Source organism: Fodinibacter luteus (assembly GCF_039541575.1).
Lineage (GTDB): Bacteria > Actinomycetota > Actinomycetes > Actinomycetales > Dermatophilaceae > Fodinibacter > Fodinibacter luteus.
In genome coordinates, this window is record NZ_BAABGM010000002.1 from 99,556 (window position 1) to 117,703 (window position 18,148).

The following is an 18,148-nucleotide window of genomic DNA, read 5'->3' on the forward strand; positions in this document are numbered from 1 at the left end:
GGTGCGACTCGACCCACCCCTCGACCCGACGTCGCCCGAGGCTCGGGACTGGCTCGAGGAGGAGCTGCGCAAGGGGATCTACCGCGACGAGCCAGGCCTGCTCGAGCGACTCTGGGGGTGGCTCACCGACGTCCTCTCGACGACCGGTGGGGGGAGCCTGCCCGCCTGGACCGTCGCGCTCGCCGTCGGCGTCGCCCTGGCCGTCGTCGCGCTCGTCGTCGCCCGCTCCCTCGGCGCCGAGCGCCGGATGACGGGCGCGGCCGGCGACGGCGTGCTCGACGGGCCCACCCGCACGTCCGACGAGCACCGTGCCGCCGCCCGACGGGCCCTGGCCGCCGGTGATGCCGACACCGCCGTCCTCGAGGGCTACCGCGCGATCGCCCGGGCTGCCGTCGAGCGAACCCTGCTCGACGACCTGCCCGGCCGGACCGCCCACGAGGTCGCGCTCGCCCTCGGCCCGGCGTTCCCGGACTCGGCTGCCCGCCTCGCCGGTGCCGCAGACGCCTTCGACGCCGTGCGCTACGGACACCGCGCCGCGCGGGCGGAGACTGCTCAGGGGGTCTGCGACCTCGACGCGACCCTCGCGTCGACCCGCCCGGTCCTCTCAGACCCGCGCCGTGCGGCCGGGACGGCCCGATGACGACCACCGCGGCGCCCGGAGCGCCCGGCGCACCCGGAGCACCCGGCGCACCCGGAGCACCCGCCAGGCCCGCCGATCCGTCACCCTCCCCCGCCGTCGGCAACCCGCGGCGCCGCGCACGCCGGACGACGGCCTACGTCGGAGCCGTCGGGTTGGGCCTGCTCCTCGTCGTGCTCCTCGCGCTGACGGCCCAGCGTCCCGGCCAGCCGCTCGACCCCGACGGCCCCGGACCGGAGGGCGCGATGGCCCTCGCCGAGGTGCTACGCGACGAGGGCGTCGAGGTCGAGGTCGTGCGCTCGATCGGCGCCCTCGAGGCGAGCGACCCGGAGCGCGCCACGACGGTGCTCGTCGGCGACCCGGCGAACCTCGGCCCGGGCGCGAGCGAGCGGCTCGGCGCCGCGACCCAGACCGCCGGCCGGCTCGTCCTCGTCGGGGTGGGCAGCGAGCAGCTGCGCCTCCTCGGGATGCCGGTCGCGGCCTTCGCGGGTGGCGGGGACGACCTCGTCGCCGCGTGCTCGTCGGACGTCGCCCGGGAGAGCGACGTCGTCAGCGCGGCCGACACGCGCTACCTCGTCGAGGACGGTGCTCGCGGGGTGAGCACCTGCTTCTCGCTGCCCGACCCGGAGAGCACGACCGGTGAGCCGGCACCCGACGGCGCGTACGGCGCGGCGCTCGTCGAGCTCGAGCGCACGGCCACCCGCCCGCAGACCCTCGTCGTCGGCTTCGGGCCGGCGTGGACGAACGAGCGCGTCACCGACGACAGCCACGCCGGCACGGCCGTTCGCGCGCTCGGCTCGACGCCGCGCCTCGTCTGGTACCAGCCGGGGTCCGGCGACCTCACCGCACCCGGCTCCGGCGGTGAGCAGGAGGCGAGCGCGTCCGTCTGGCCCGCGTGGACCATGCCCGCCACGGTCCTGCTCGGCGTCGCGGTGCTCGCCCTGGCCCTCGCCCGCGGACGCCGACTCGGCCGGCTCGTCCGCGAGCCCCTGCCGGTCGTCGTGCGCGCCATCGAGACGACCGAGAGCCGGGGACGGCTCTACCGCCGGGCCGGTGACCGCGGTCGTGCGGCCGCCGTGCTCCGGGCCGGATCGGCCGAGCGGCTGGCCCGGCGCCTCGCCGTCCCTCGCGGCGCCGCACCGATGGCACTGTGGCAGGCCGTGTCCGCCGCGAGCGGACGTCCACCCGTTGAGGTCGCCGACCTCCTCGCGGGTCCGCCTCCACCCGACGACACCGCCCTGATCCACCTCGCCCAGCAGCTCACCGACCTCGAGGAGAGGGTCCGCCACCCATGACCGACGCCGAGACCACCGCGCCCGCCCCGGGACCCGCACCCTCCGCAGCGGCCCCGCCGGCATCCCCACCACCGCACGCCCCGGCATCCCCACCGGATGCCGAGCGAGCGCGCGCCGCGCTGCTCGCCGTGCGGGCCGAGGTCGCCAAGGCCGTCGTCGGCCAGGACGCGGCGGTGGCCGGACTGCTCGTCGCCCTGCTGTGCCGCGGCCACATCCTGCTCGAGGGGGTGCCCGGGGTCGCGAAGACGCTGCTCGTGCGGGCCCTCGCGGCGGCCCTCGACATCGAGACCCGGCGGGTGCAGTTCACGCCCGACCTCATGCCGGGCGACCTCACCGGCTCGCTCGTCTTCGACGCCCGGGAGAGCGACTTCTCGTTCCGGCACGGCCCGGTCTTCACCAACCTCCTGCTCGCCGACGAGATCAACCGCACGCCCCCGAAGACCCAGTCCGCCCTTCTCGAGGCGATGGAGGAGCGCCAGGTCAGCGTCGACGGCCACCCCCACCCGCTGCCGAGCCCGTTCATGGTCGCGGCGACCCAGAACCCCGTCGAGTACGAGGGCACCTACCCGCTGCCCGAGGCCCAGCTCGACCGCTTCCTCCTCAAGGTCGTCCTGCCGCTGCCCCAACGCCACGACGAGGTGCAGGTGCTGCGGCGCCACGCCGACGGGTTCGACCCGCGCGACCTCGCCGCGGCCGGCCTGCGGGCCGTGGCGACGGTCGCAGACCTCGACGCCGGCGTCGCGGCGGTGCGGGCGGTCGAGATCTCCGACGAGGTCGCCGCGTACGTCGTCGACATCGCCCGCGCCACCCGGGTCTCGCCGTCGCTGTCGCTCGGGGTCTCCCCCCGCGGGGCGACGGCGCTCATGGCGACGAGCCGGGCGTGGGCGTGGCTCGCCGGCCGCACCTTCGTCACCCCCGACGACGTCAAGGCCCTGGCCCACGCGACGCTCGCGCACCGCCTGTCCCTGCGTCCCGAAGCCGAGCTCGAGGGCGTCGGCGTCGGCGCCGTGCTCGACAGCGCGCTCGGGTCGGTGCCCGTCCCACGCTGATGGCCATCACGTGGCGCACCGTCGTGCTCGTCCTCCTGGGGCTGGCACCGGTCGCCGTGTGGCCGACGGGGGCGGCGGTGCGGTGGTGGCTGCTCGCCGTCGCGCTCCTCGTGGCCCTCGACGTCCTCCTCGCGAGCCGCCCCGACGTGCTCGACATCGTGCGCGGCGAGCCCGCCCAGGTGCGCCTCGGCGAGACGACGACGAGCAGCCTGTGGGTGACGAACACCTCGGCGCGCGGGGTGCGGGGCGTGCTGCGCGACGCCTGGCCACCGTCGGCGGGGGCCCGCGACGCCGTCCACGAGCTCGCGGTACCGCCGCACGAGCGGGTGCGCCTCACGACCCACCTCGTGCCGACCCGGCGGGGTGACCGCAGCGCCGACCGGGTGACGGTGCGCATCCACGGCCCGCTCGGGCTCGCCGGCCGCCAGCGCTCCGTCCCCGTCCCGGGGTCCCTGCGGGCACTGCACCCCTTCCCCTCGCGCCGCCACCTGCCGAGCCGCCTCGCCGTGCTCCGCCAGCTCGACGGGCGGGCCGCCGTGCGCACCCGCGGCCAGGGCACCGAGTTCGACAGCCTGCGCGACTACGTCGAGGGCGACGACGTGCGCTCGATCGACTGGCGCGCCACGGCCCGCCGCCAGCACCTCGTCGTGCGCACCTGGCAGCCCGAGCAGCACCGCCGCGTCGTCATCGTGCTCGACACCTCCCGCACGAGCGCCGGGCGGATCGGTGACGCGCCTCGGCTCGACGCGTCGATGGATGCCGCGCTGCTCCTCACCGCGCTCGCCGGCCATGCCCGCGACCGGGTGCAGGTCCTCGCCGGGGACCGGGTCGTGCACGCCCGGGTGAGCGGCACCGACCGGGCGCGCCTCCTCCACGACACGATCAGCACGCTGGCGCCCGTCGAGTCGCGCCTCGTCGAGGCGGACTGGTCGGCACTGGCCACTGAGGTCGTGCGGCTCGGCACCCACCGTGCCCTCGTCGTCCTGCTCACCTCGCTCGAGTCCTCGGCGATCGAGGAGGGCCTGCTCCCCGTCCTCCCGGCGCTCGCCGCCCACCACCGGGTCCTGGTCGCGTCCGTCACCGACCCTGCTCTCGCGACGATGCGCCGGGCCCGCGACTCGACGAGCGAGGTGTACGACGCGGCCGCGGCGGAGCGCACGCTCGCCCTGCGCCGGCGCACGGCATCCGCCCTCGAGCAGCTCGGGGTGGACGTCGTCGACGCCCCACCCGCCGAGCTGCCGGTGCGGCTCGCGGACCACTACCTCATGCTCAAGCGCCAGGGCCTGCTCTAGGGCTCCCGGGGCCTCGAGGGGGGTCCTGGTGCCGGGTATCGGCACTGCTGCACGCCGGCGCAGCAGTGCCGATAGCCGGGCGGGGACGAGGTATGAGCACTGCTGCACTCCGGCGCAGCACTGCCGATATCGGGCGGGGACGTGGTATCGACAGTGCTGCACTCCGGCGCAGCAGTGCTGATACCGGGCGGAGAGGTCCTGTCAGGCCCGACGCTCCCCGTCAGGCGGCGGTGACCGGGGCGGTGTCGCCGGCGTCCCGGGCGAGCACGTCGCCCGTCGCGCCCGCGCGGACGGCGGCCCGCCCGACGACGAAGACATAGGCGAGGAAGAGCGCCTCGGCCACGACCCCGATGGCGATCCGGGCCCACGTCGGCAGGCCCGACGGCGTGACGAACCCCTCGATCGCACCGCTGACGAGCAGCACCGCGACGAGGCCGAGGGCGATCGCGATGGCCGTGCGGCCCTCGCGGGCGAACGACTCGAGCCGGCCCATCGGCCCCGGCTCGACCCACGACCAGAACAGCCTCAACCCGACCCCGCCGGCGACGAACACCGCGGTCAGCTCGAGGAGGCCGTGCGGGAGGATGAGGCCGAAGAAGAGGGCGCCGCGGTCGTACGAGAGCATGAGCGCCGCCGCGACGCCGACATTGACGACGTTGCTCGCGAGCACCCACACGACGGGCAGCCCCAGCACGCCGAGCGCGATGCACAGCGCGGCGACCCGGGCGTTGTTGACCCACACGAGGGTGCCGAACTCCGCGTGCGGGAACTCGGAGTAGTAGTTCTCGAAGTCGGTGCCGACGTAGGCCTCGATCTCGGCCGGGGTCATCCGGCTCGTCCACACCTCCGGGTTCCCGAGGGACCACCAGGCGACGAGGGCGGCGAGGGCGACGCTCCCGAACGCCGTCGCGAGCCACCACCAGCGGGTGCGGTAGAGGGCGGCCGGGAAGGTTCGCGTGAAGAAGCCGAGCACGTCCGCCCACGTCGAACGGCGGGCGCCGGCCGCCGCGACCCTGGCCCGTGCGAGCACCGACGACAGGTACGCGACGACGGAGGGGTCGGGGCTGGCCGAGCGCACGACAGACAGGTGCGTCGATACCCGCTGGTAGAGGTCGAGCAGCTCGTCCGCCTCGGCCCCCGTGAGCCGGCGCCGGCCCGCGAGCTCCTCGAGCCGCCGCCACTGGGCCTGGTGCACCGTGAGGTAGGCGTCGAGGTCCACCCGGGCAGCCTAACCGCCGCGGTCGTGCGCGCTGCCGGGTCAGCATCGCCCGGGTCGTGCGCGCTGCCGGGTCAGCATCGCCGGGCGTGCGCGCTGCCGGGTCAGCATCGCCCGGGTCGTGCGCGCTGCCGGGTCAGCATCGCCGGGCGTGCGCGCTGCCGGGTCAGCATCGCCGGGCGTGCGCGCTGCCGGGTCAGCATCGCCGGCTGGCTGCCGGGTTAGCATCGCCGGGTGAGCGACCCCGGGGGCTACCGCAGCTACGCCACCGACGACCTGGTCACCGGTGAGGGCGTCGCCGTCGAGCTGCCCACAGCGAGCGTCGGGGCCCGGATGGCGTCCGGCGCGATCGACGTCGTGCTCACCATCGCCGTGCTCGTCGCCGGGTTCATCGCCTTCGGGCTCGCGCTCGGCGAGGCCTCCGACGCCGTCATCGGCATCGTGAGCATCGTGCTCAGCACGCTCGTCGTCGTCGGGATGCCGGCCACGATCGAGACCGCGTCGCGCGGTCGCAGCCTCGGGCGCCTCGCGCTCGGCCTGCGCACCGTGCGCGACGACGGGGGCCCGGTGACGTTCCGGCACGCCCTCGTGCGGGCCCTCGTCGGCTACGTCGAGATCTACCTCCTGCTCGGCATCCCCGCCGTCGTCGCCTCGATGGTGCACCCGCGGGCCAAGCGCCTCGGCGACATGGCCGCGGGCACGGTCGTCGTGTCGCAGCGGGCGTCGCTGCGCCTCAGCCCCCCACCGGAGATGCCGCCGGCGCTGCACCACTGGGCGAGCACGGCCGACGTCACCGCACTGCCGTCCGGCCTGACCGTCGCGGTGCGGCAGTTCCTGGCCCGCGCGCCGGGGCTGTCGCCGCAGTCACGCCACACGCTCGGCGTCGAGCTGCTCCACGCAACCCTGCCGCACGTCAGCCCGGCGCCGCCGCCCGGCCACCACCCCGAGGCCGTCCTGTCGGCGGTCGTCGCGGAGCGGCGCCGGCGCGACCTGGTCCGGCTCTGGCGCGAGGAGCAGCTGCGCGCCCGGGTCCTGCCGGCCGACCCCCTCTCCGCACGCTCCACCCCACCCGGCTGACCGGCATCCCCGTCCCGACCTGTTGCACATCGCCCACTCCTCGGCGACGCCAGCGGCACCTCTCGCGTGGGTGATGTGCAATGCGTCCGGTCAGCCGTGGGCGCCGAGGGCGGCGTACCCCGGCTTGACGACGTGCTCGATGATCGTCAGGCGCTCGTCGAAGGGCAGGAACGCCGACTTCATCGCGTTGATCGTCGCCCAGCGCAGGTCGTCGATGGTCCAGCCGGCCTCGTCGACGAGCAGCTGCATCTCGCGGCTCATCGAGGTGCCGCTCATGAGCCGGTTGTCCGTGTTGACCGTGACCCGGAACCGCAGCCGCTTGAGCATCGTGATCGGGTGCTCGGCGACCGAGCGCGCCGCCCCCGTCTGGATGTTCGAGCTCGGGCACATCTCGAGGGGGATCCGCATGTCGCGCACGTAGGCGGCGAGGCGGCCCAGGGCGGGGATGCCGTCGTCGCCGGTCGCGATGTCGTCGACGATCCGCACGCCGTGCCCGAGGCGGTCGGCGCCGCACCACTGGATCGCCTCCCAGATGCTCGGCAGGCCGAACCCCTCGCCGGCGTGGATCGTGAAGTGCGCGTTCTCGCGGCGCAGGTACTCGAACGCGTCGAGGTGCCGGGTGGGCGGGAACCCCGCCTCGGCGCCGGCGATGTCGAAGCCGCCCACGCCCTCGTCGCGGTAGCGCACCGCGAGCTCGGCGATCTCCCGGCTGCGGGCGGCGTGGCGCATCGCGGTGAGCAGGGTGCGCATCCGGATCGGCGTGCCGGCGGCGGCCGCCTCCTGCTCCCCCTCGCGGAACCCGGTGAGCACGGCGTCGACGACCTCCTCGAGGGTGAGCCCGCCGGCGAGGTGCTGTTCGGGTGCGAAGCGCGACTCGGCGTAGACGACCCCGTCGGCGGCGAGGTCGAGGGCGCACTCGCGGGCGACGCGGGCCAGCTGCTCGCGCGTCTGCATGACCGCCACCGTGTGCGAGAACGTCTCGAGGTAGCGCTCGAGCGAGCCCGAGTCGGCCGAGTCACGAAACCACTGACCCAGCGCGACGGCATCCGTCGTCGGCAGCCCGGTGTACCCGGCCGCCTCGGCCAGCTCGACGATCGTCGAGGGTCGCAGGCCCCCGTCGAGGTGGTCGTGGAGCAGGGCCTTGGGGGCCCGGGCGACGATCGTCGGGGCCACGGCCGCGGTGCCGGCCATCAGGCGATCCGGTCGATGACGATGGGCGTGCGGGCGACCGTGGTGCCCTGGGGGGCGACCGTGATGCCGCCCTCGAGCGCCGCGTGGGCCCGCTCGAAGCGGTCGGGTGTGTCGGTGTGCAGGGTGAGCAGCACGTCGCCCTCGCGCACGGCGTCGCCCGGCTTGGCGTGGATCTCGATGCCGGCGCCGGCCTGCACCGGGTCCTCCTTGCGGGCGCGCCCCGCACCGAGCCGCCACGCGGCGACGCCGACGGCATACGCGTCGAGGCCCGACAGCACACCGGATGCCGTCGCGCGCACCTCCTGGGTCTCCCGGGCCGTCGGCAGCGGGGCGTCGGGGTCCCCGCCCTGGGCCGCGATCATCCGGCGCCACGCGTCCATGGCCCGCCCGTCGGCGAGCGCCGCGGCGACGTCCTGACCACCCCGCCCCGCGGCCGAGAGCATCTCCTCGGCGAGGCGGACCGTGAGCTCGACGACGTCGGGCGGGCCGCCGCCGGCGAGCACCTCGACCGACTCCCGCACCTCGAGGGCGTTTCCGGCGGTCAGGCCCAGAGGGGTGGACATGTCGGTGAGCAGCGCGACGGTGTTGACGCCGGCATCCGTGCCGAGGTCGACCATCGTGCGGGCCAGCTCAGTGGCGTCCTCGCGGGTCTTCATGAACGCGCCGCTACCGACCTTGACGTCGAGCACGAGCGCGCCGGTGCCCTCGGCGATCTTCTTGCTCATGATCGAGCTCGCGATGAGCGGGATCGCCTCGACGGTGCCGGTGACGTCGCGCAGGGCGTAGAGCTTCTTGTCGGCAGGAGCCAGGCCCGAGCCGGCGGCGCAGATGACCGCGCCGACGTCCTCGAGCTGGCGCATCATCGCCTCGTTCGTGAGCGACGCCTGCCAGCCGGCCACCGACTCGAGCTTGTCGAGGGTGCCGCCGGTGTGGCCGAGCCCGCGACCGGACAGCTGCGGCACGGCGACATCGAAGACCGCGACGAGGGGCGCGAGCGGCAGGGTGATCTTGTCCCCCACCCCGCCGGTGGAGTGCTTGTCGGCGGTCGGGCGGGACAGCGACGAGAAGTCCATCCGCTCCCCGCTCGCGATCATCGCCGCGGTCCACGTCGCGATCTCGCGGCGGGTCATCCCGTTGAGCAGCACCGCCATCGCGAGCGCGCTCATCTGCTCGTCGGCGACGACCCCGCGCGTGTAGGCGTCGATGACCCAGCGGATCTGGTCGTCGGAGAGCTCGTGGCGGTCCCGCTTGGTCGTGATGACGTCGACGGCATCGAAGGATTCACTCATCGGCCCATCATGGCAGTGGACCACGGGTCGCCGTCACCGCCCGGCCGGATGCCGGGGGCGCGGCGTCAGGGACGCTCGCGCAGGTTGTCGGGCCCGAACGCCTGGGGCAGGACCTCGCGCATCGGCATCACGCCCTCGGGGGTCATGAGGAGGGTGTCGGGGGTGCCGTTCTCCCAGAGCAGCTGGCGGCACCGGCCGCACGGCATGAGGGCGTCGCCCGCACCGTCGACGCAGTAGACGGCGACGAGCAGGCCGCCGCCGGTGGCGTGCAGCTGCGAGACCATGCCGCACTCGGCGCACAGCGTGACGCCGTACCCGGCGTTCTCGACGTTGCAGCCGGACACGACGCGCCCGTCGTCGACGACGCCGGCGACACCGACCCGGTACCGGCTGTAGGGCGCGTACGCGAGCGTCGTCATCCGCACGGCCTCGGCGTGCAGGGCGTCCCAGTCGACGTCCGGGGTGGTGCCGGCGCCGCCACCGCCGCCACCGCCGCCGGGCGGGCTCGGGCGGGACTGCTCGCTCATGTCGCCTCCAGGGTGTCGGCGCTGAGCCGGGTCGCCTCGGTGTGCCGGATGACGGCGACCGACGCGAGGAGCCGGGCGCCGAGGGTGATCGAGTCCTCGTCGACGACGAGGTCACCCTGGTGCAGGTCGAAGGTGGGGCCGCCGTGCGTGCGGGTGCCGAGGCGGGCCATCGCGCCGGTGGTCTGCGCGAGGTACCACGAGAAGTCCTCGCCGCCGAGCGACTGGGTCGTCGGCACGGGGTGCATCCCGCTCGCGAGGGAGGCGAGCCGGAACGCCTCGATTCCCTCGGCGGTGTTGACGACGGGCGGCACGCCCTTGACCCGCTCGACCTTGGCCTGGACACCGTAGGGCGCGACGACGCCGTGCACGATCTCCTCGAGGAGCGGGCCGACGGTCAGCCAGGCCTGCGCGTCGAGCATCCGCAGGGTGCCCACGCACTCGCCCGTCGAGGGGATGACGTTGGCGGCCCGCCCGGCGTTGATCGTGCCCCAGACGAGGGCCGCGCCGGCGCGCGGGTCCAGCCGGCGCGAGAGCGCCGCGGGCACGTCGGTGACGACCTTGGCGAGCGCGAAGGTGAGGTCCTCGGTGAGCTGGGGGCGGGAGGTGTGGCCGCCGCGGCCGTGCAGGGAGACGGCCACCTGGTCGCAGGCCGCCGTGAGCGGCCCCTCGCGCAGGCCGACCTGCCCGACGTCGAGGCTGGGGTCGCAGTGCACCGCGAAGACCGAGTCGACGCCGTCGAGGGCGCCGGCGAGGATCGCGTCGTGGGCGCCCCCGGGCATGATCTCCTCGGCGGCCTGGAAGATGCCGCGCACGGCGACCCCCCGCTCGATGAGCGCGGGCTCGCACGACCGGAGCGCGAGGAGCGCGCCGACGAGTGCGGCGACGTGCACGTCGTGGCCGCAGGCGTGGCACACGCCCGCGGTGCGCGAGGCGTGGTCGAGGCCGGTGCGCTCGCGCACCGGCAGGGCGTCCATGTCGGCGCGCAGCGCGACCCGGTACGCGGCATCCGGCGGGCCGACGTCGGCGAGCAGACCGGTGCCGGGCAGGAGTCGCACGCCCACGCCCGCGGCATCGAGGCGGCGGGCCACGGCGTCGGTCGTGCGCGTCTCCTCGCGCGACAGCTCGGGGTGGGCATGGAGGTCCCGCCGGATGTCGATGAGCTCGGGTGCGAGCGAGGAGATGCGTTCGCCGAGGGCGGCGAGGAGGGCATCGTCGTTCATGGGAAGACCGAGTCTACTGGTCAGCGGGCCGGCGCCGGCCCCGCTTCCCCGAGCGCGGAACGGGTCGGCCCGCCGGGTCGGGCCCGGGCCGCCTTGTGCTCCTCCCAACGGCGGGCGATGCCGTCCATCTCGCGCTGGATGAACTCGAGGAACTCCACCGACAGCTGCATCCGCTCGCCCGCGCGGGTGTGCTCGCCCACCTCCCGGCGCGCGACGACGAGCGCCGCGAGGATGGGGGCGTAGATCTGCTCCTTCTGCATGAGCACGTCGTGCCACGCGTCGTCCCTGACGACGAAGACGTCGCGGCGTGACCCCCGCTCGCGCAGCCGGCGGACCATCCGCACCTGGGCGAGGTAGCGCACCGCGCCCGAGATGCCGGCCGGGCTCACCCCGAGCAGGGCCGCCAGCTCGGATGCCGTGAGCCGACCGTCCTCGGTCGCGAGGAGCGCGGCGAACACGCGGGCGGGCAGCCGGGCGATGCCGGCCTCGGCGAGGGCGCCCCCGAGGTGCTCGACGGCGTCGACGAACGCCGGGTCGGGTCCGCCCCCGACCGGGGAGAGGGGTGCCTCGCCCCCGACCGGGGAGAGGGGTGCCTCGCCCCCGACCGGGGAGAGGGGTGCCTCGGCGCCACGGCGGGCGGGCGACGCGTGCGGCGCGGACGGCATACGCCGAGTTTACCCGATTCACAAACTTCTGAAGCAGGCGTAGCGTGAACGCCATGACCGACGTCATCTCCGTCACCGGGCTCCACAAGTCCTTCGGCCGCACGGTCGCGCTCGACGGGCTCGACCTCGCCGTGCGCGAGGGCGAGGTGCACGGCTTCCTCGGGCCGAACGGGTCGGGCAAGTCGACGACGATCCGCATCCTGCTCGGGCTGCTTCGTGCCGACGCCGGCACGGCATCCGTCCTCGGCCGTGACCCGTGGCGCGACGCGACCGAGCTGCACCGCTCCCTCGCGTACGTCCCGGGCGACGTCGTGCTCTGGCCGACGCTGAGCGGCGGCGAGGTCATCGACCTGCTCGGCCGGCTGCGCGGCGGCATCGACGAGGCCCGGCGTCGCCGCCTCGTCGCGCGCTTCGAGCTCGACGAGACGAAGAAGGGCAAGGCCTACTCCAAGGGGAACCGCCAGAAGGTCGCCCTCGTCGCGGCCCTCGCGAGCAACGTGCCGCTCCTCGTGCTCGACGAGCCGACCTCGGGGCTCGACCCCCTCATGGAGGAGGTCTTCCAGGCCGAGCTGGCGGCCCTGCGCGCCGACGGGCGCACGGCCCTGCTCTCGAGCCACATCCTCAGCGAGGTCGAGAAGGCCTGCGACCGCGTGAGCATCGTGCGCTCGGGGCGGATCGTCGACACCGGCAGCCTCGCCGACCTGCGCCACCTCACGCGCACCCGCGTCCACGCCGCGTTGCGCGAGCCGCCCACCTCGGCCGAGGCCACGGCCTGGCCGGGCGTCCACGACGTGCGTCTCGTCGACGGCGAGCTGCGCTGCTCGGTCGAGGCCGAGCACCTCGGCGACCTCGTGGCCACCCTCGGCCACCGCGGGGTCGAGAGCCTGACCTGCCAGCCCCCGACCCTCGAGGAGCTCTTCCTCGCGCGCTACCAGGAGCAGCCGGTATGACCGCCGCCGCTCCGACCGCGCCCACCACCCCGACCGTCCCCCCCGCCACGTCGACCGCGCTGGCGACCCGGCTGGCCGGCGTGACCCAGCTCTTCCGGCTCGCCTGGCGCCGCGACCGGATCCTCGTCCCCGCGAGCGTGGTCGGGCTCGTCGCCCTGTCGGTCGGGTCCGCCCGGGCGACGCTCGCGCTCTACCCCGACGACGAGTCGGCCGCCGCCGGCCTGGCCGGCATCTTCACCAACCCCTCGGTCGTCGCGATGTACGGTCCGCTCGCGTCGCCGACGGCGGACGCCCTCGCCGTCTTCAAGACGGTCATGATGGGCGCCTTCCTCACGGCGGTGCTCGGCCTCGTCGTCGTGCGGCGGCACACCCGCACCGAGGAGGACGAGGGCCGGCTCGAGCTCCTCGGCTCGGGCGTCGTCGGCCGGTGGTCCCCGCTGGCGGCCGCCGTCGGGCTCGCCTGCCTCGCGGTCGTCGCGGCGAGCGTGCTGTCGGGCGCCGGTCTCGCGGCCCTCGGGATGGATGCCGCGGGCAGCGCGGCGTTCGCGGTGGCCTGGCTCGCCGCCGGGCTGGCGACCGTCGGGGTCACGGCCGTCGCCGTGCAGCTCGCGTCGACGACCCGCGGCGCCGCGGGGCTCGGCTTCGGGTTCCTCGCCGCGGTGTACGCCCTGCGCGCCCTCGCAGACTCGGCCGACGAGGGCACCCTCGGGCACGCGCTCGGCTGGCTCTCCCCGCTCGGCTGGGCGGGCCGGGTCGAGGCCTACGGCGCGAACCGGCAGTGGGTGCTGCTCCTCGGGGTCGGCACCCTCGTGCTCGGGGTCGCCGTGGGGCTGGCCGTGCTCGAGCGGCGCGACCTCGGCGCGGGGATCATCCCGGCACGCAGCGGCCCGTCACGGGCGGGGCGCACCCTGTCGTCGCCGCTCGGCCTCGTCACCCGCCTGGCGCGAGGCACGATCATCGGCTGGACGGTCGGCATCACCCTCGGGGGGGTCGTCATCGGATCCCTCCTCGGCGCCATCGCCGGCCTCGCGGACGACGCGGCCATCCAGGACTTCCTTCGCCTGCTCGGCGGCGACGTCCCGAGGGTCGAGGACCTCTTCGTCGCCACCGAGCTGCGCTTCGTCGCGGTCGGCGTCGCCGCGGTCGGCATCGCGCTCGTGCTGCGCCTCGTGGGGTCCGAGCGATCCGGGCTCGGCGAGGTCGTCCTCACCACCCCCGCGAGCCGCACCAGCTGGTACGCCGCGCACGTCGTCGTGCCCCTCGCCCTCTCCGCCGCGCTCCTCGCGCTCTTCGGCCTCGTCATCGGCCTCGTCGGGCCGCTCGCCACGCCGCTGGCGCCCACCGTCGGCGCCTCGGTCGCGGCGGCGCTGTCGACGCTGCCGGCGGTGTGGGTCGTCGTCGGCGTCGCGGCCGCGCTCGCCGGGGCGGCCCCGCGCTTCGCGCCGGTCGCATGGGCCGTGCTCCTCGTGTCGTTCGTCGTCGGCGAGCTGGGGGACACGATGAACCTGCCCGGCTGGCTCGTCGACGCGTCCCCGTTCGCCCACCTGTCGCAGCTGCCCGGGGGGTCCTTCGAGGCGACCGGAGCCGTCGCCCTCAGCCTGCTGGCCGCCGCCCTCATCGGGTTCGGCTGGGTGGCCTACCAGCGTCGCGACGTGGTCTGACCGCCTCCGTCCCGCTACCGTGGCCGGAAGGCCAAGGGAGGCATCATGGCGCACCTCGTCGTGCACTTCGAGATCCACGCGTCCGAGCCGCAGGCGCTCATCGACTTCTACGGTGACCTCTTCGGGTGGACGTTCACCCGGTTCGGCGAGGCGCCGTACTGGCTCATCGACACCGGTGAAGGGGCGGTCGGGGTCGACGCGCCCGGCCGTGGCATCAACGGCGGCCTCACCCAGCGCCAGGGCGCGGGGCCGACTCCCGGGGCTCCGGTCAACGGCTGCACCGTCGTCGTCGGCGTCGACGGCAGCGTCGACGAGCTGTTCCGCAGGGCGCTCGAGCTGGGGGCCGGGGAGGCGGTCCCCCTCGAGGACATGGAGGGCGTCGGCCGCGGCGGCTACCTCCTCGACCCGGACGGCAACGTCTTCGGGGTGCTCTCGCCGGTGCTCTCCGACGGCACGGTGGCGATGGGAGGGTAGTGCCGGGCCACCGCCGAGTAGTGCCGGGTCACCGCCGGGTACTGCCGGGTTCACCGCGGCAAGTGCCGGGTCGCCGCGCGTCGTGCCGGGTCACCACCGGGTCCGCCCGAGCCGCCGTAGCCGGTCAGTGGCCGAAGGTGTCCGAGTCGACGGCGTGGGCCTCACCGGTGTCGAGGGCGTGGAGCGCCTCGAGCTCGTCGCCGCTGAGGTCGAAGCCGAAGACGTCGAGGTTCTGCGCCTGCCGGCGCGGGTCCGCCGAGTTCGGTGCGACGACGTACCCCTGCTGGGTCTGCCACCGCAGCAGCACCTGGGCCGGCGTGACGTCGTGCGCCGCGCCCGTCGCGACGACGACCGGGTGGTCGAGCAGCCCGTTGTCCCGGCCGAGCGGGCTCCACCCCTCGGTGACGATGCCGTGCTCGGCGTGGTACGCCCGCACGGCGTCACGGGTGAGGAAGGGGTGCAGCTCGACCTGGTTGACCTCGGGCGTCACGCCGGTGGCGGCGATGACCCGGTCGAGGTGCGCGGGCTTGAAGTTCGACACGCCGACCGCGCGGGCGAGGCCGCGCTCGCGCAGCTCGACGAGCCCTTCCCAGGCCCGGACGTACAGGTCCTGGGCGGGGTTGGGCCAGTGGAGCAGGAGCAGGTCGACGTGCTCGAGCCCGAGCCGCCGCAGGTTCCCCGCGAGGCCGTCGGCCGGGGCAGCGTGCCACTGCCGGTTGATCTTCGTCGTGACGAAGAGCTCCTCGCGCGGGAGTCCGCTGGCGCGCACCGCGCGACCCACACCGACCTCGTTCTCGTAGTTCTCCGCGGTGTCCACGTGGCGGTAGCCGGCCTCGAACGCGGTGAGGCAGGCGCGCTCGACCTCCTCGTCGCCCATCGGCCAGGTGCCCAGCGCCACCTGGGGGACGGACGTTCCCCCGAGCAGGGACAGGGTCGGTGCGGGGCTCATGCGACGAACCCTGCCACACGGCATCCGGCCACTGCGCTCCGTCCGTCCGTGCTTCCGTGCTTCCGTGCTTCCGTGCTTCCGTGCTTCCGTGCTCCCGTGCTCCCGTGCTCCAGACGGTGCTGGACCGAGCGACGGTCGTGCCGTGAGAGGCCTCTGGTCGGCAACGCCCGACCGGACCTACGATCAGCAGACCAGTGGCCAGCCGCCGACCTCCCGACGTCGGCGGCGAACCTGCACCGTCCAGGACAAAGGGTCACCATGAGCACTCGCCTCCTCCACATCGTCGCCACCCCCCGCGGTCTCGCGTCGAACACCGGACGCATCTCGGCGGTGCTGCTCGAGGGGCTCCACGACCGCTACGACGACCTCGACGTCAGCACCCTGGACCTGTTCAGCGCCGACCTGCCTGCGGTCGCAGGTGTCAACATCAAGACGAAGTACGCGCTCATGACCGGACAGCCCCTCGACGAGGGGGCACGGGCCTCGTGGAGCGAGATCGAACGGACCATCGAGCAGTTCCTCGCCGCGGACGTCTACCTGCTGACCGTTCCCATGTGGAACTTCGGCATCCCCTACGCGCTGAAGTACTACATCGACGCCATCGTGCAGCCCGGGTACCTCTTCAGGTACGACGAGACCGGGCGGCCGCACGGTCTCGTGCACGGAAAGCGGATGGTCTGCGTGACGTCCCGGGGCGCGGACTACACGCAGCAGCCGCTCCTCTCGCTCGACTACCTCAACACCTACCTGGCCACGATCTTCGGGTTCGTCGGGATCACCGACATCCAGTTCTTCAGCGCGCAGCCGATGGACGTGTCACCGGACTCCCGCCGGGCAGCCTTCCGCACCGCGATCGGGGAGGTGCGGTCGTGGGTCGCGGGCGGGGCGTGGGAGGGGTCACCCCCTCCACCGGCCGAGGCACTTCCGCCCGAGGTCAAGCCGCAGGTCATCGTCGAGGAGGCGCCCGACAACGGGGTCGCCTGACCCGCTCGGGCCGGGTCAGGTCAGGTCGGTCCGCCCGGCCTCCACGAGCGCGTCGACGACCCGCTTGACGTCCTGGGCGCGCGAGCGCGTCGTCACGAGGAGGGCGTCCGGGGTGTCGACGACCACGACGTCGTCGACCCCCACCACCGCCACCCGGCGGCCCCCGGTCGCGACGACGACCCCGGAGGCGTCGACGGTGGTGACGTCGTCGGCCGACCCCAGCACCCGCAGGCTCGCGCCGCCCTCCACCGGTGGGAGCAGGGACGCGAGGCTCGCGAAGTCGCCGACGTCGTCCCACGCGAAGGAGGCCGGCACGACGACGACGTGACCGGCATCCGCCGCGGGCTCGGCCACGGCGTGGTCGATGGCGATCCTCGTCAGCCGGGGCCACACCTCGTCGAGGCGCTCGGGCTCGGCCGCGATGACGCGCACCCCGGCGGCGAGGTCGGGGTGCCAGCGCTCGAGGAGGTCGAGGAGCGTCGTGGCGCGCACGACGAACATCCCTGCGTTCCAGCGGTACTCCCCGGAGGCGAGGTAGCGGGTCGCCCGCTCGGCATCCGGCTTCTCGACGAACTCGACGGCCCGCAGCGCCGTGGGGAACCCGGGCAGGGGCTCGCCCGTGCGGATGTACCCGAAGCCGGTCGCGGGCGAGGTCGGCTCGATGCCGATCGTCACGAGGTGTCCCGCGCGGGCGACCTCGACGGCCTCGCGGATGACCGCCTCGAACGCCGTGGCATCGGGGATGACGTGGTCGGCCGCGAAGGAGCCGATGACCGCCTCGGGGTCGAGTCGCTCGACGATCGCCGCGGCGAGCCCGATCGCGGCCATCGAGTCACGCGGGGACGGCTCGGCGACGACCCGCCCGGCGGACGGGCCGGTGAGCTGCGCCCGCACGGCATCCGCGTGGGCATCCCCCGTCACGACGACGACCCGCTCGCCGGTGAGCGGGCCGAGCCGGTCGACGGTCGCCTGGAGCAGGGTGCGGCCGCTGCCGGTGAGGTCGAGGAGGAACTTCGGGTGGGCAGCGCGGCTCAGCGGCCACAGCCGGGTTCCGGCGCCACCGGCGGGGACGACGGCCCAGAAGCCGGGGATGCTCGCCATGGGACGCGAGGCTATCCCGTCGCCGGAGGTTGACCGGCCCGGGTGGGTCAGCCGCCGAGCGGGAAGCTGTCGATGACGCGCCAGACGCCGTCCTCGTCGTGGTGGTACAGCTCGACGGAGGTCACCGGGAAGCGGCAGCGGAAGTCGGCCAGGCCCTCGAAGGCCCGGTCGAGCGCGTCCTCTCCGAGGTGGTGCGCGACGGTGACGTGCGGGTGGTACGGGAAGTCGAGCACCCGCTCGACCGGACCGGAGCGCACCGCGCGCTCGAGCCCCTCGCACGGGCCGATGCCCCGTGAGACCTGGACGAAGACGACGGGCGAGATCGGCCGGAAGGTGCCGGTGCCCGACAGCACCATCTCGAACGGGTCGACGGTGGCCGTGACCCCCCGCAGGTGCTCGAGGAAGGACCCCATGACGTCGTCGGCGATCGCGGTCGGTGGCAGCAGGGTCACGTGCGGGGGGATGGCCGAGGCCATCGGGTCGCCGAAGTCCTCCCGGGCCTCCTGGAGGGTCGTGGACCAGGGCTCGGGAACGGTGACGGCGACGCCGTGGTGCGGCATGGGCAGGGACC

At 74.7% G+C, this 18,148-nt stretch carries 18 protein-coding genes; 9 read left to right on the top strand and 9 right to left on the bottom strand.

Translation table 11 applies throughout. From position 1 onward, the window contains the following. Window position 1 precedes the first annotated feature (1 nt). From ABD899_RS02315 to ABD899_RS02330, 4 genes are read left to right on the top strand one after another with little or no spacing between them, the layout of a single operon-like run. On the top strand, window positions 2-640 hold the full coding sequence (locus ABD899_RS02315) for a DUF4129 domain-containing protein (RefSeq protein WP_345201839.1): 639 nt from the start codon (window positions 2-4) through the stop codon (window positions 638-640). Next, window positions 637-1,932, top strand: coding sequence for a DUF4350 domain-containing protein (locus ABD899_RS02320; RefSeq protein ID WP_345201840.1), 1,296 nt, complete (start codon window positions 637-639; stop codon window positions 1,930-1,932). Before ABD899_RS02315 ends, ABD899_RS02320 begins: the two co-directional genes overlap by 4 nt. Beyond that, window positions 1,929-2,981, top strand: coding sequence for an AAA family ATPase (locus ABD899_RS02325; RefSeq protein ID WP_345201842.1), 1,053 nt, complete (start codon window positions 1,929-1,931; stop codon window positions 2,979-2,981). Before ABD899_RS02320 ends, ABD899_RS02325 begins: the two co-directional genes overlap by 4 nt. Beyond that, window positions 2,981-4,273 carry a DUF58 domain-containing protein gene (locus tag ABD899_RS02330; protein WP_345201844.1) on the top strand — a complete coding sequence of 431 codons (1,293 nt, stop codon included), beginning with the start codon at window positions 2,981-2,983 and terminating at the stop codon, window positions 4,271-4,273. The genes ABD899_RS02325 and ABD899_RS02330 overlap by 1 nt, the downstream gene beginning before the upstream one ends. A 220-nt stretch (window positions 4,274-4,493) precedes the next feature. On the opposite strand, the gene ABD899_RS02335 is transcribed toward ABD899_RS02330, so the two are convergent. Beyond that, on the bottom strand, window positions 4,494-5,492 hold the full coding sequence (locus tag ABD899_RS02335) for a stage II sporulation protein M (protein ID WP_345201845.1): 999 nt from the start codon (window positions 5,490-5,492) through the stop codon (window positions 4,494-4,496). A gap of 231 nt (window positions 5,493-5,723) precedes the next feature. Here ABD899_RS02335 and ABD899_RS02340 point away from each other — a divergent pair, with 231 nt between their 5' ends. Continuing rightward, window positions 5,724-6,566, top strand: a complete 843-nt coding sequence (locus tag ABD899_RS02340; RefSeq protein WP_345201847.1) for an RDD family protein — start codon at window positions 5,724-5,726, stop codon at window positions 6,564-6,566. A gap of 90 nt (window positions 6,567-6,656) precedes the next feature. On the opposite strand, the gene ABD899_RS02345 is transcribed toward ABD899_RS02340, so the two are convergent. The 5 genes from ABD899_RS02345 to ABD899_RS02365 all read right to left on the bottom strand — a co-directional run bounded on the left by ABD899_RS02345 (window position 6,657) and on the right by ABD899_RS02365 (window position 11,458). Beyond that, the gene (locus ABD899_RS02345; RefSeq protein ID WP_345201848.1) at window positions 6,657-7,757 is read right to left on the bottom strand and encodes an adenosine deaminase; all 1,101 of its coding nucleotides are present in this window, start codon (window positions 7,755-7,757) and stop codon (window positions 6,657-6,659) included. Then, a complete protein-coding gene (locus ABD899_RS02350) occupies window positions 7,757-9,046 on the bottom strand; it encodes a thymidine phosphorylase (RefSeq protein WP_345201849.1) in 1,290 nt (429 codons plus the stop codon). Before ABD899_RS02350 ends, ABD899_RS02345 begins: the two co-directional genes overlap by 1 nt. 65 nt (window positions 9,047-9,111) lie before the next feature. Further along, window positions 9,112-9,573: a cytidine deaminase gene (locus tag ABD899_RS02355; protein ID WP_345201851.1), complete on the bottom strand. Its 462-nt coding sequence runs from the start codon at window positions 9,571-9,573 to the stop codon at window positions 9,112-9,114. Next, complete coding sequence (locus ABD899_RS02360) at window positions 9,570-10,793, bottom strand: amidohydrolase (protein ID WP_345201852.1); 1,224 nt, start codon at window positions 10,791-10,793, stop codon at window positions 9,570-9,572. Before ABD899_RS02360 ends, ABD899_RS02355 begins: the two co-directional genes overlap by 4 nt. A gap of 20 nt (window positions 10,794-10,813) precedes the next feature. Then, window positions 10,814-11,458, bottom strand: coding sequence for a GbsR/MarR family transcriptional regulator (locus ABD899_RS02365; protein WP_345201855.1), 645 nt, complete (start codon window positions 11,456-11,458; stop codon window positions 10,814-10,816). Window positions 11,459-11,511: 53 nt separating this feature from the next. On the opposite strand from ABD899_RS02365, the gene ABD899_RS02370 reads away from it, so the two are divergent. From ABD899_RS02370 to ABD899_RS02380, 3 genes are read left to right on the top strand one after another with little or no spacing between them, the layout of a single operon-like run. Beyond that, window positions 11,512-12,408, top strand: coding sequence for an ABC transporter ATP-binding protein (locus tag ABD899_RS02370; RefSeq protein WP_345201856.1), 897 nt, complete (start codon window positions 11,512-11,514; stop codon window positions 12,406-12,408). After that, window positions 12,405-14,069 carry an ABC transporter permease gene (locus ABD899_RS02375; protein ID WP_345201859.1) on the top strand — a complete coding sequence of 555 codons (1,665 nt, stop codon included), beginning with the start codon at window positions 12,405-12,407 and terminating at the stop codon, window positions 14,067-14,069. The genes ABD899_RS02370 and ABD899_RS02375 overlap by 4 nt, the downstream gene beginning before the upstream one ends. Window positions 14,070-14,114: 45 nt before the next feature. Further along, window positions 14,115-14,543, top strand: coding sequence for a VOC family protein (locus tag ABD899_RS02380; protein ID WP_345201860.1), 429 nt, complete (start codon window positions 14,115-14,117; stop codon window positions 14,541-14,543). Between the two features lie 124 nt (window positions 14,544-14,667). Here the strand turns inward: ABD899_RS02380 and ABD899_RS02385 are convergent, their stop codons facing one another. Beyond that, the gene (locus tag ABD899_RS02385) at window positions 14,668-15,492 is read right to left on the bottom strand and encodes an aldo/keto reductase (RefSeq protein WP_345201863.1); all 825 of its coding nucleotides are present in this window, start codon (window positions 15,490-15,492) and stop codon (window positions 14,668-14,670) included. A gap of 258 nt (window positions 15,493-15,750) precedes the next feature. On the opposite strand from ABD899_RS02385, the gene ABD899_RS02390 reads away from it, so the two are divergent. Next, window positions 15,751-16,476: an FMN-dependent NADH-azoreductase gene (locus ABD899_RS02390; RefSeq protein WP_345201864.1), complete on the top strand. Its 726-nt coding sequence runs from the start codon at window positions 15,751-15,753 to the stop codon at window positions 16,474-16,476. A 15-nt stretch (window positions 16,477-16,491) separates the two neighbouring features. Here ABD899_RS02390 and ABD899_RS02395 read toward each other — a convergent pair whose 3' ends face one another. Both ABD899_RS02395 and ABD899_RS02400 read right to left on the bottom strand, forming a co-directional pair. Then, window positions 16,492-17,577 carry a mannose-1-phosphate guanylyltransferase gene (locus ABD899_RS02395; protein ID WP_345201866.1) on the bottom strand — a complete coding sequence of 362 codons (1,086 nt, stop codon included), beginning with the start codon at window positions 17,575-17,577 and terminating at the stop codon, window positions 16,492-16,494. Between the two features lie 47 nt (window positions 17,578-17,624). Further along, window positions 17,625-18,137, bottom strand: a complete 513-nt coding sequence (locus ABD899_RS02400; RefSeq protein ID WP_345201869.1) for a 2'-5' RNA ligase family protein — start codon at window positions 18,135-18,137, stop codon at window positions 17,625-17,627. Window positions 18,138-18,148 lie beyond the last annotated feature (11 nt).